10 protein-coding genes are annotated in these 12,054 nt (G+C 63.2%); 9 read left to right on the top strand and 1 reads right to left on the bottom strand.

Annotated features, from left to right (window positions below; translation table 11 throughout):
- Positions 1 to 72 precede the first annotated feature (72 nt).
- The 9 genes from ACPPVR_RS28275 (at position 73) to ACPPVR_RS28315 (ending at position 9,086) form a co-directional block, all read left to right on the top strand.
- Positions 73 to 780: a hypothetical protein gene (locus ACPPVR_RS28275; RefSeq protein ID WP_426609844.1), complete on the top strand. Its 708-nt coding sequence runs from the start codon at positions 73 to 75 to the stop codon at positions 778 to 780.
- A 200-nt stretch (positions 781 to 980) separates the two neighbouring features.
- Positions 981 to 1,679 (top strand): type 1 glutamine amidotransferase domain-containing protein, encoded by a 699-nt coding sequence (locus ACPPVR_RS28280; protein ID WP_426609845.1) that lies wholly within the window; start codon positions 981 to 983, stop codon positions 1,677 to 1,679.
- A gap of 150 nt (positions 1,680 to 1,829) precedes the next feature.
- The gene (locus ACPPVR_RS28285; RefSeq protein WP_426609846.1) at positions 1,830 to 2,669 is read left to right on the top strand and encodes an enoyl-CoA hydratase/isomerase family protein; all 840 of its coding nucleotides are present in this window, start codon (positions 1,830 to 1,832) and stop codon (positions 2,667 to 2,669) included.
- 66 nt (positions 2,670 to 2,735) lie between these two features.
- Entirely contained in the window at positions 2,736 to 3,722 is a 987-nt protein-coding gene (locus ACPPVR_RS28290) for a heme-binding protein (RefSeq protein ID WP_426609847.1), read from the top strand.
- A 91-nt stretch (positions 3,723 to 3,813) separates the two neighbouring features.
- Positions 3,814 to 4,725 (top strand): alpha/beta fold hydrolase, encoded by a 912-nt coding sequence (locus ACPPVR_RS28295; protein WP_426609848.1) that lies wholly within the window; start codon positions 3,814 to 3,816, stop codon positions 4,723 to 4,725.
- A 28-nt stretch (positions 4,726 to 4,753) separates the two neighbouring features.
- Entirely contained in the window at positions 4,754 to 5,809 is a 1,056-nt protein-coding gene (locus ACPPVR_RS28300) for an alpha/beta fold hydrolase (protein WP_426609849.1), read from the top strand.
- A 12-nt stretch (positions 5,810 to 5,821) separates the two neighbouring features.
- Complete coding sequence (locus tag ACPPVR_RS28305) at positions 5,822 to 7,582, top strand: MOSC domain-containing protein (RefSeq protein ID WP_426609850.1); 1,761 nt, start codon at positions 5,822 to 5,824, stop codon at positions 7,580 to 7,582.
- A gap of 40 nt (positions 7,583 to 7,622) precedes the next feature.
- Positions 7,623 to 8,219 carry a redoxin domain-containing protein gene (locus ACPPVR_RS28310; RefSeq protein ID WP_426609851.1) on the top strand — a complete coding sequence of 199 codons (597 nt, stop codon included), beginning with the start codon at positions 7,623 to 7,625 and terminating at the stop codon, positions 8,217 to 8,219.
- A gap of 147 nt (positions 8,220 to 8,366) precedes the next feature.
- The gene (locus ACPPVR_RS28315) at positions 8,367 to 9,086 is read left to right on the top strand and encodes a hypothetical protein (RefSeq protein WP_426609852.1); all 720 of its coding nucleotides are present in this window, start codon (positions 8,367 to 8,369) and stop codon (positions 9,084 to 9,086) included.
- A gap of 12 nt (positions 9,087 to 9,098) precedes the next feature.
- Here the strand turns inward: ACPPVR_RS28315 and ACPPVR_RS28320 are convergent, their stop codons facing one another.
- Positions 9,099 to 11,960, bottom strand: a complete 2,862-nt coding sequence (locus ACPPVR_RS28320) for an ATP-binding protein (protein WP_426609853.1) — start codon at positions 11,958 to 11,960, stop codon at positions 9,099 to 9,101.
- Between the last annotated feature and the right edge of the window lie 94 nt (positions 11,961 to 12,054).

The raw sequence follows: 12,054 nt of genomic DNA on the forward strand, positions 1-12,054 counted from the left end.
AACAACTTCTAACACGCCAAGCAGCACCCGCCCCGCCATGGTGGTTATACTTCATGGTGGATGCAGCGAGACATGGCACTTCTTGACGATGCGATCGAAGCCAGCGGCGGATTGGCCCGCTGGAATAGCTTGAACCGGTTTACGCTACATCTTTCCGTTGGCGGCACGCTGTTCTCCGACGCCGGACATGCCCGCGAATTCAAGGACGTGACCGCGGAGGGATCGACGCGGACACAATCGGTCCGCTTCACCGGCATCACCGGCGGCGAGCAGTCCGGCTCCTTTCAGCCGGATGCGATCACGATCGAAGGTGTGGACGGCCAAATATTGCGGACCTGGAGCAACCCGAGCCTCGCCTTCCCCACCAACGGCGTGCACGGGCTGGCGGACGAGTTGCATCTGGTGTGCTTTTGCGGCGTCGCGATCTGGAACTACCTCACGACCCCGTTCCTGCTCGCCCATCCCGACGTCGTCGTGGAGGAGCTGCCGCCGTGGCAGGAAAATGCCGAAAGCTGGCGGCGGCTTCGCGCGCAGTTCCCCCCGAGCCTCATCACCTTCGCGTCCGAGCAAGTCTTCTACTTCGACGAGAACGCCTTACAGCGCCGAACCGATCACGATCTCCTGGGCACGCACGTCGCGCACCACTCCTGGGCGCACGAGAACTTCGGCGGAATTGTGGTCCCGACCCTCCGCCGCTCGCAGACCCTACAGGCCGACGGAACCGTGATGGCAAAGCCTGTGCTTATCGACGTCGAGATCTTCGACGCCGTCTTCGAGTAGCGGCCTAACGCGCAAGACGCTTGGCAATAACTCTCCGCTCTCATCGTCTAACAATACATAACGAGCTAACAGCCCGGCCTGGGTGCAGATTGCGTCTCACGAGCAGCGAACAACGTCGCGAGCTCAAATCAGACTTACGCCGCCGCAACTCCGTCGCAACGGAGTGCGTCATACAGCGAACGCAATCACGGGAGACAGCTATGAAAGTATTGATGGTCATCACCTCGCACGATCAGTTGGGCAACACCGGACGCAAGACCGGTTTTTGGCTCGAGGAGCTTGCCGCGCCCTATTTCGTCTTCAAGGATTCCGGGGCGGAGATCACGCTCGCCTCGCCGAAAGGCGGTCGCCCGCCGCTCGACCCGAAGAGCAACGAGCCCGATTCCCGTACCGACCTCACGCTGCGCTTCGAGAAGGATGCCGCCGCCGAAGCCCAGCTCGACAAGACCGTTCGCCTCGACAGCGTCAGGCAGGAAGATTTCGACACCCTCTTCTATCCTGGCGGCCACGGCCCAATGTGGGACCTCGCCGAAGACATGAACTCGGTCAAGTTGATCGAGTCGTTCCTCGCCGCCGGCAAGACGATCGCGGTGGTGTGCCATTCGACCGGCGCGCTGCGTCATGTCAAGACGCCCGACGGCAAGCCGCTGGTGCAAGGCAAGGAAGTCACCGGCTTTACCAACGGAGAGGAAGAAGACGTCGGCCTCACTAAGGTGGTGCCCTTCCTCGTCGAGGACGAGATGCTGAAGCTCGGCGCCGTCTTCTCGAAAACGGCCAACTGGGGCGTCCATGTCGTCAAGGACGGCCTCCTGATCACTGGACAGAACCCGCATTCGTCGGGCCCGGCCGCGAAGGCACTGCTGACCGCGCTGGCGCAGAACGCCAAGTCGGCCGCGTAAGCAGGCGCTCCTGGAGTGGTGCGATGAGCACCTCTCCACCGCACCAACATTGAAGATTGCGCAACTCCGTCGTCGATCGACGCTCGGAGACCGAACACTGGCGCAAAAATGAACCCGGCCACTACGACGGCCTGAGAGCTGGAGGCTACAATGGACGCGACGACGAAGACCACAACGCAGATCAGAGTCACCCGCCGCTCGGCGGCCTATTGGCGGATCACCTTCGACAATCCGCCGCTCAATGTGATGGGCCCGCAACTTGTTAGCGAGTTTCGAGAGATCATCACGACGGTCGAAGCCGACAAGGAGGTGAAGGTCGTCGTTTTCGACAGCGCGGTCGACGGCTTCTTTCTGAATCACAGTGACTTCTTCGCCGACTTCAAGGACCTGACTGATCTGCCGCAGGGGCCGACTGGATTGGAAGCGTGGCCGGACATCCTCGTCCGCATCACCCGCATGCCGGTCGTGTCGATCGCTCTGATACGCGGCCGTGCCACAGGCAACGGAAGCGAGATTGCGCTCGCCTGCGACATGAGTTTTGCCAGCCGCGAGAAAGCGCGCCTGTCGCAATGGGAGGTCGGCGTCGGCCTGGTCGCAGGCGGAGGACCGATGGCGCGCCTGCCCGGGCAGATGGGCAGGCAGAGAGCTCTCGAAATTCTCCTGAGCTCGGACGATATCGGCGCCGATCTCGCTGCGGCCTACGGCTATGTCAACAGGTCGCTGCCGGATGCGGAGCTCGACAGCTTCGTCGACGCACTGGCGAACCGCATCGCGTCCTTTGACAAATGGGCGATCGCGAACACGAAGCGCCTCGTCAATGCAGCGAGCCTGCCACCCGACGTCGAGATCGCGGCCGGCTGGGAAACCTGCATGACTTCGGTCACCCGACCGGCTGCCCAGGACAGGATCAAGGCGTTCTTCGAACAGGGATTCCACCGTCCCGGCGACGCAGAAGATCACCTTGGATCTTATCTGGAGCGCCTCGGCTAACGCGCCCGAACGACGGCAGCTAACTCATTCCTTCGCACATCGCAGCAATTGGAAAGGACCGACATCATGGACTTGCTCTCTTACACCAAGACGATCGCAGAACGCATCGAAGCACAAGCGGCTCAAGCCAAGGTTCCGATGGCTGTTTGCGTCATCGACACGCACGGCAACATCATTCTCAAGCATCGCATGAACGGAGCGCCGACGTTCTCGCTCGAGCTGTCGGAGCGAAAGGCCTACACATCAGCGCTGGTCGGACTTCGCACGGCCGATCTTTCTCCGCTCGTGCAGCCGGGACAGTCGCTATTCCCGCTGATGGGCGTCGCCGGCGGACGATTCTGCTCCATGGGAGGCGGTGCACCGCTGACCATCGACGGCCAGCTGGTCGCGGGCGTCGGAATCAGCGGCGGCACCGTCGACCAGGACGTCGAGATCCTCGAAGCGGGCCTCCGCGAACCGGCTGCCACCGAGACGCTCGATATGAAGCTCGAGGTCGTCGTCCTTCCCGTCGCGGACGCCGACCGCGCCAAGCGCTTCTATGGCGATCTTGGTTGGCGGCTCGATATCGACTACATCAGCGACGACTATCGCGTGATCCAGTTCACGCCGCCCGGCTCCGGATGTTCGGTCATCTTCGGCAAGAACGTGACGACAGCTTTGCCGGGTTCAGTTCAGGGACTTCACCTGATCGTTTCCGATATCGAGTCCGCCCGTAACGAGCTAGATCGCCGCGGCATCGCAGTTAGCGACCCGTTCCACGACACCGCCGGCATCTTCCACCACGCCCGATCGGGCGGGCTGGCCGCAGGACCAAATCCACAGCGCAAGAGCTATGCCTCCTACGCCTCATTCAGCGATCCCGACGGCAATGGCTGGGTGTTCCAGGAAATCACCGCACGGTTGACCGGCCATATCGAGGACGGCGACGAGAGCTTCACGCCCGAACTGACGAATGTCGTCCGCCGAGCGGAAGCTGCCCAGCATGGGCGTGATCGAGTCGGTGAAGATGTGAGCGGACTCACTCTCAATTCCATCATGGTAGCGGCTGGTTAGCACGTCATTGCTGGGCCATATCTCGAAACACGAAAGGCGCGGCGCCATGAATATGCCAACCTTGCTTACCGTCTCAGCGGCTATGGTCAGTATGGCCCTTCCTGCGTCCGCCCAGGATCTGCCTTCCAGCCGGCATTCGATCAGTTATCACACGGTCGACATCCGGGGCCTCAAGATCTTTTACCGCGAGGCTGGGCCCGCCGACGCTCCGACCGTGCTGCTGCTCCACGGCTTTCCATCCTCGTCGCGGATGTGGGAGCCCCTGCTGCCGCTGCTTGCGGACAAGTATCATCTCATCGCGCCGGACTATCCCGGGTTCGGCAACAGCAGTTCGCCGCCACCGTCCGATTTCAACTACACCTTCGACAATCTTGCTGGCGTGATCGGCGAGCTTACGACCAAGCTTGGCCTCACCAACTACGTCCTGTTCATGCAGGACTATGGCGGGCCCGTCGGCTTCCGGATGGCGCTGGCCCATCCGGAGCGAGTTCGTGCCATCGTCATCCAGAACGCAGTGTCGCATGAACAGGGCCTCAGCCCGCTCTGGAATGCTCGGAAGAAATACTGGGTCGATCCGGCCCACGAGCTTGAGGCGCTTAAGGCCAACTTCACCTCTTTCGAGGCGACGCGGCAGCGACACCTCGGCGCAAGTCCCCATCCTGAGCGCTACGATCCCGACACCTGGACCGACGAGTACGCGTTTCTGACGCGTCCCGGCCAGCCCGAGATCCAGACCACGCTTTTCCTGGACTACCGGACCAATGTCGCCTCCTATCCGAAGTGGCAGGATTGGTTGCGCAAGACGCAACCGCCGACGCTGGTCGTCTGGGGCAAATACGATCCGTCCTTCGCGGTCGCCGGCGCCACGGCCTACCGCGACGACGTGCCGGATGCCGAGATCCATATCCTCGAAGCCGGCCATTTTGCGCTGGATGAGGCAACCGACGAGATCGCGTCGCTCGTCCGCAACTTCCTTGCACGCCTGGATGGACACAAGGGCTAATTTCAACGCACGACAACGGGAGAGACGCATGTCCGACGAAATCAACCGTGATCGCCGCCGCTTCTTCGGCAGCGCCGCCATGACACTTGCAGCAGCGCAACTCTCGCTGAGCACGACCGCCGCAGCGGAGGCCGCCAAGCCGGCGAAGGCTGGCACGACCGCGATCAGACCGGGATCGAACACATCGTTTGCGGCGCTGAAGCAGCTCGACGCCGGCCTCCTCAATGTCGGCTATGCCGAAGCGGGGCCGGCCGGTGGCCCGCCCGTGATCCTGCTGCACGGCTGGCCCTATGACATCTACGCCTTCGTCGATGTTGCGCCCATGCTTGCGGCAGCGGGGTATCGGGTGATCGTGCCCTATCTACGCGGCTATGGCACGACGCGATTCTTGTCTGACAAGACAGTCCGGAACGGACAGCCGTCGGCGATTGCGACGGATATCATCGCGCTGATGGACGCGCTCAAGATCGAGAAGGCCACGATCGCCGGCTTCGACTGGGGCGCACGGACCGCCAATATCATCGCGGCGCTGTGGCCGGAGCGCTGCAAGGCGATGGTCTCGGTGAGCGGCTACCTCATCGGCAGCCAACAGGCCGGCAAGATGCCGTTGCCGCCGAAGGCGGAGCTCCAGTGGTGGTATCAATTCTATTTCGCGACCGAACGCGGCCGTGAAGGCTACGACAAGTACCGGAAGGAATTCTCGAAGCTGATCTGGCAGCTTGCCTCCCCGCAATGGCACTTCGACGATGCCACCTTTGACCGCAGCGCCAAGGCGTTTGACAATCAGGACCATGTCGCGGTGGTGATCCACAATTATCGCTGGCGTCTGGGCATCGCAGAAGGCGAATCCAAGTACGACGACATTGAGAAGCGGCTTGCGCAAGCGCCCGTCATCAGCGTGCCCACCATCACCATGGAAGGTGACGCCAACGGCGCTCCGCATCCCGAACCGTCCGCCTATGCAAAGATGTTCTCGGGCAAATATTCGCACCGGACGATCAAGGGCGGCATTGGCCACAATCTGCCGCAGGAAGCTCCCAAAGCGTTTGCTGAAGCTGTCATAGACGTGGCCGCAGAGGTCTGATCGGAGAAGGTGATGGCACGCCTGCTTTCAGTCAATGTCGGCCTGCCTCAGGACGTCGCCTGGCAGGGCAAGACAGTGCATACCGGCATCTGGAAAGCGCCGGTCAAGGGCCGGCGCATGGCGCGCCGGCTCAACATCGATGGCGACGGACAAGGAGATTTGGCCGGCCATGGCGGCGAACACCGGGCCGTCCTGGTCTATCAACATGATTCCTATCGCTACTGGCAGGATCAACTAAGCCAATCCGACTTCGTTTACGGACAGTTCGGCGAGAATTTCACGGTTGACGGGTTGGCCGACGCTGAGGTGTGCATCGGCGATCGCTACCGCATCGGCGGCGCCTTGTTCGAGGTGACGCAGCCGCGCGTTACCTGTTACCGGGCGGGCATCCGTATGAACCAGCCGGATTTAGCCGCGCTGCTGGTCAAGCATGGTCGCCCAGGCTTCTACTTTCGTGTGCTGGAGGAAGGCGAAGTGGAAGCCGGAGACGAGATCACGCGGGTCGCTTCCGGACCCGAAAACATGAGCGTGCGCGAGATCGACGCACTACTCTACATGCCCGGTCATCCCCGCGATCAGCTCGTCCGCGCCCTGCGCATCCCGGCACTCAGCCCCGGCTGGCGCCACTCCTTCGAGGCCCTGCTTACGCAAGAGCGCAAGCGCGGCGCCGCCACCGGAAACGCCGGTCTCGCTCCAGAGTCTGGCCCGCCTCCCGCGTGGCCGGGATTCCGCCCATTCCGGGTATCGGGCAAGGTGCGCGAGAGCAGCAACGTAACGTCGTTGGTGCTCGAGCCCGCGGACGGACAGCCCGTTGCCGCCGCCCTTCCCGGCCAGTTCGTCGTGTTGCGGCTTGGATCGGTTTCTACGCCTGCACTGATGCGCAGCTATTCGCTTTCGGGGCAACCCAACGCGGCTTCTTATCGCGTGAGTGTGAAGCGCGAGCCGCACGGCGCCGCCAGCGCCTATATCGACCAGCAGCTTCAGACTGGCGACATCGTACACGCCAGCGCGGCGCGCGGGAGTTTCACCCTGCGGCCGGGTGATACGCCGGTTGTACTTCTAAGTGCAGGAATCGGCGTGACCCCGGTGCTCGCGATGCTTCACGCATTGGCGGCCGAAGGCTCGATGAGAGAGGTCTGGTGGTTGCATGGGACGCGTAACGGCCGCGAGCATCCCTTCGCTGGAGAGGCGAGGCAGCTGCTCGAGACCCTGCCCCACCATCACAGCTATATTTGCTACAGCTCGCCGGATCCGGAGGATCGGCCCGATGCGGATTTCGACGCCGCCGGACACTTGGACGTGCAAGCACTCCAGAGGCTCGCTTATCCGCGCAATGGTGATTTCTACATTTGCGGACCGTCGGCCTTCATGAGCGACATCACGGCAGGCCTAGGTGTGCTGGGCATCCCGCCGGATCAAATCCACACCGAACTGTTCGGTGCCGGCCCATCCATAACACCGGGGATTGCTGCATCGCCGCGCCGAGCGCCGCATTTGCCGGCGGAGCTTGCCGCCTCGGGGCCGATGGTTTCGTTCGTCCGTACCGGTCTCAATGTTCGCTGGGGATCATCGTTCAAGACGCTGCTCGAACTGGCCGAGGCTTGCGACGTGCCCGTGCGGTGGTCGTGCCGCGCCGGGGTCTGTCACACCTGCGAGACCGGCCTCGTTGCAGGAACAGTCGACTATCAGCCGGATCCGGTCGACGCACCGGCGCCGGGCAATGTGCTGATCTGCTGCGCGCACCCCAAGGGCGACGTCGTGGTCGATTTGTAACCGCCGGAGGACCGGCTGCGCCACACCATGGAGGACTTCAATGCGATCCGACATCATCGAGGGAGCTGTGTTCCCGGATTACGAGTTGAGCGACAACACCGGGAAGCACCGAAAACTGTCCGAGTTGCAGGAACAGGATCCGATGGTGGTGGTGCTTGGCCGCGGCGGCTTCTGTCCAAAGGATCGCCGCCAGGCCGAAGGGTTGCTGCAACTCCATCGTGAGATGGAGGTGAGCTATTGCCGCTTGGTCACGATCACGACGGACAACATCACGCAGACGAACGAGTATCGCAGTGGTGTCGGCGCACACTGGCCGTTTCTGTCCGACTCGCGCCGTATTGTTCAGAAAGATCTCGACATCGTCGAATACACCGATCCCGTCCACAATCCGATGATTCCGCATGTGATCGTGCTGGAGCCCGGACTTGTCGTTCACAAGATCTACAATGGCTACTGGTTCTTCGGACGCGCCACCGTCGAAGAGCTTCGCCAGGACCTGCGAGCTGTCAGCAGGAAATGCCGACCGGACTGGGACATCACCACGCCCGAGCTGCGAGCCGCCTGGCAGCAGGGGCGCAAGGAGTTGTTCTATCCCTACGGCAAAACCTACGCTCAAACCCTCGGCGGGCAGGATTGAAACACACCGCAACACCGGCAGACTGATCCGGATTTCCGCGGCTCGCCCGGGTTTCCAACGGCACTTAACAACGCTTAACGGGCGACCGCTCGGATTCGGGCCTATCTCCATGGGGCAATACCATCCCTTATGAGAGGAAACGGCCGGATGATCCCGCTGCTGGCAAATGCGATCGAGGCTCACGGCGGCCTGCGCCGGTGGAACGCCCACCAATGCCTCACCGCAACGATCGCGACCGGGGGCGATTTATGGGCGCTCAAGGGCATCGATCAGGACCCGGACCCGCGAACGATGCGGATCGACCTTCATCGGGAATGGGCGTCGGTCGCGCCCTTCGGGAAGCCCGGGCAACGCACCGAATTCAGCCCTGAGCACATTGCCATCGTCGCCGCCGACGGACGTATCGTTGCCGAACGAAAGACTCCGCGTGCATCGTTCGCGCGGCACGACATGAGGACGCATTGGGATCCTCTGCATCGCGCTTATTTCAATGGTTATGCGCTCTGGACCTATCTCACCACGCCCTTCCTGCTTGCCGCGGACGGATTCAAGGTGCGGGAGATCGCGCCCTGGCGCGAAGGCGCCGAGGTGTGGCGCGGGCTGCGCGCAGGTTTCCCGGTGGGCATCGCGAGCCACAGCAGCGAGCAGGATTTCTATTTCGGTCCCGACATGCTGATCCGCCGGCATGACTATCGGGTGGAGGTCGCCGGAAATTTCCCGGCCACGCAATATGTATCCGATCCCGTCAGCGTCGACGGGATCATGACTCCGACAAGGCGACGAATTTATCTCCGCGACGACAATCTGATGCCGATGCTCGATACGTTGATGGTATCGATCGACCTCTCGGATTTCCGATTCGACTGAGGGCTTGTCCGTTTAGCCGGAGCCTTCATCCAGCATCGCCCGTGCCGCCTTCAGATCGGCTGTCTCGAAGCCCTCGGAGAAGCGAGCATAGGAGTTGGCGAGATCGGCGAGTGAATTTCGGACGCCCCGGCGGCGGTGTAGCCGCGCCAGCGATAGCTCGGTCCGCAATCTCCAGGATAGCGCTCCCTGTTGTTCGGCCAACGCAATCGACGAGGCAAAGCTTGCTCCGGCCGCGTCCAGGTCGTTGCCGCGCGCCTCGAGTTCGCCGCGCAGCCGCAAGAGCTCCGGCATGTCGAAGGCCCCGCCTTCGGGTTCGATGCGCGCAATCGTCTCATGCAGGACTGTGAGTCCTTCCGACAATTGTCCGAGTGCAGCCAACCCCTGTGACAGCTCCGCGATGAAGGCGGACGCATAGAGCTCGTAACGATCCGCACGCAGGCGCGGCAACGCGCTCCGCAGCAGGTCGATCCCGCCCCTCAGCTCGCCGCGGGCGATCATGGTCTGGGCGCGAAAGCCGGCCGCGACTGCTTCATAGGGCGCGAGCCCGTGCATGCCGGCATGCGTCGCGAGCCGGCCGGTCATCGCCTCGACGGCGCCCCAGTCGCCAACCCAGCCGAACAGCGAGGCCGACCAGCACAACGCAATGCAATGCATCACGACGTCACGCGGTGCCGCAGCGCCGATGAGCGGCCGGACGCATTCGACCGCACGATCGGGAAAGCCGCGCAACCACAACACGCGCGCCAATGGAATCTGCGGCGTTCTCGAATAGGCGAAATGACCGGGCTGTGTGCTGCGCAAAGCTGCATCGTCGCGCACACCTTCGTCCAGATGGGCTTGCGCTTCGGTCTGGTTGCCGACGAGATGATAGGACACGCCGACAAGGGCCTTCGCACCGGCAATCCCCGCGACGTCGCCGATCGCCCGCGCAACCCGCTCTGCCTCCAAGGCGATCGGAACCAGACGCCGGTAGTCGCCGGTCCGGCGATAGAACATGTTCAACCGCGACAGCAGCCTGAACTTGTTGGCCTCGTCGTCCAGCGCCTCCGCGATCTCCAGGCCGCGTCTCAGCGCGCTCTCAGCCTGTTCGCTGTTGCGTTCGGTGAACATAAAGGCGTGGCCGAGTGTCGACTGGAGCTCAAGCTCCCACCTGCCGCCGCTGTTGGTGTCGTCAAGCATCGCGAGCGCGCGCTGGGGCCAGAGCCGGGCTTCGCCGAGCAGATTGAGCTCGACAAACAGCCTCGCGCAAACGCCCGCGAGCGGCAAACGCAGTTCGGCGCCACCATCATTGGCATAAACCCACTCCAGCGCGGCGCGCGCATCGGCGAGAAGGCCAGCCCGCTCCTGCGATCGAGCGGCGTGGTCGCCGCGGCCCAATTCGGCCATGGTCGCCTCGAGCGTCTGCTGGACGTACCGGACGTGGCGCTGCGCAACGGCATTTGCTTCACCACCGTCAGTCAGCTTCTTCAGCGCATAGGCGCGCGTGGCATCAAGCAAGCGATAGCGTCGTGATGCCGCATCCGGCCGCGCGGACACCAGCGACTTGGCCACGAGCTGCTCCAGCGCATCCACGACGCCGTCGATCGGCTCGCCCTCCTCGGCCGCAACAGCGATCACCCCCTGAAGCGTGAAAGGACCGGCGAAGACAGCGAGCCGCTGAAGGACGATCCGCTCGGCCTCCCCAATCAGGCCAAAGCTCCAGTCAAGCGTGGCACCGAGCGTCTGTTGCCGCGGCGGCGCCGTGCGCCGGCCGCGCCATTCGAGCTTCAGCCGGCTGTCGAGCAGCGCGGCCATCTCTCGCAGCCCGTAGACGCCGACGCGCGCCGCGGCAAGCTCGATCGCCAGCGCGATGCCGTCCAGCCTGCCGCAAATCTCCGCGAGAACCTCCGCATCATCGTCCGTGACGTCGGCCCTGTGACCGGCCGCGGCGGCGCGCTCCATGAACAAGCGCGCGGCCGGATAGTTCACCACCTCGCTTGCGCTAAGTCCGGCCCCCTGCGGCGGCCCCGGTAGCGGGATGAGCTCGAAGATCTGTTCGCCCTCCACCAATAGCGACTCGCGACTGGTCGCCAGGAGGCTGACGCCCCGCGCCTCACGGTGAATGGTCTCTACGAGGCGCGCGACCTCGTCGATGACATGCTCACAGCTGTCGAAGACAAGCAGCAGGCGGCGTTCGCGTAGAAAACTGACGATGCTGCCGGTCGAATCGGCGTGATGAACAACGAGGCCCAGGGCGGCAGCAACCGTACTGACGACGAGCGCCGCATCCTTCAACGGACCGAGGTCGAGGAAATGGACGCCGCCCTCGAAGGTCTCCCACATGTCATGCGCCAGAGCGATCGCGACAGTGGTCTTGCCGATGCCGCCGGGACCTCTGAGCGTGACGAAGCGCTCACTCAGCAGGCGTGAAGAAAGCTCCGGCAGGACGTCGTCGCGACCGATCATCCGATCCAGGCGATGCGGCAAGGACTGCGGGGACGCCATGTTTACGGCGGCCTGCGGCGCAGGCTTCGATGTTAGCCTGCGCTCGACCGGCGCGACGAAGCAATAGCCCCGGCTCGGTATGTTCGTGATGTAGCGGGCACCGTCCTTGCCGTCGCCGAGAACCTTCCGGAGTTCAGCGACATGGACCCGCAGGCTGATCTCCTCGACGGCGAGGCCCGACCACGCGTAGGCAAGGATTTCGTGCTTCGAAACGACCTCGCCGGGGCGGCTCACCAGCAGGCGCAGGATATCCATTGCGCGACTGCCCAGCTTGACCGGCACGCCGTCCCTTTCGAGCAAGCGCGACCGGAGGGAAAACGGCCCGAACGAGACGGCATCGAGATCGAGATTCGCGCCGCGAGAGCCATTTCCTGCCGAGAGCTCGGTCACTTGGGACTCACCGGCCAAATTCGAGGGACGAGACCATGAGCAGTGTGTGCTTCATCGCAAGGAAGGCGACAATACCCCCTGTGGCAATGGCGCC

Source organism: Bradyrhizobium sp. McL0616 (genome assembly GCF_049993385.1).
In the GTDB taxonomy this organism is placed as follows: Bacteria; Pseudomonadota; Alphaproteobacteria; order Rhizobiales; family Xanthobacteraceae; genus Bradyrhizobium.